This window comes from Streptococcus sp. DFI.7.26 (genome assembly GCF_022240605.1).
Lineage (GTDB): Bacteria > Bacillota > Bacilli > Lactobacillales > Streptococcaceae > Streptococcus > Streptococcus xiaochunlingii.
In genome coordinates this window covers 1-425 of record NZ_JAKOGN010000055.1, presented here as the reverse complement: position 1 = coordinate 425, position 425 = coordinate 1, and the positions used below count along the sequence as shown (strand labels likewise).

Here is a 425-nt window from a genome sequence, read left to right as displayed (position 1 = left end):
ACAGCCTATTATACAGACCCAATGATTATTCGCCAGATTTGGCAAAAATTACTGGATGATGGTTTTGAAGGAGGAAGGATTTTAGATCCTTCTATGGGGGCTGGGAACTTCTTTGCGGCTATGCCTAGAAGTATACGAGAGAGGTCAGAACTCTATGGAGTTGAATTAGACAGCGTGACAGGCGCAATCGCAAAACAACTCCACCCCAATACCCATATTGAAGTGCGAGGATTTGAAGAAGTTTCCTATCAAAATAATAGTTTTGATTTAGTCTTAACGAATGTTCCATTTGGAAATTTTCGCATTGCAGATAAAAACTATGATAAACCTTATATGATTCATGATTACTTTGTCAAACACTCACTTGATTTAGTAAGAGATGGAGGACAAGTTTCGATTATCTCTTCTATTGGCACAATGGATAA

Annotated in this window: 1 protein-coding gene; it reads left to right on the top strand. The window is 37.9% G+C overall.

Annotated elements, in window-relative coordinates:
• A partial coding sequence (locus tag L0M85_RS09895) for an N-6 DNA methylase (RefSeq protein ID WP_238656944.1) occupies positions 1–425 on the top strand: 425 nt, incomplete at both ends.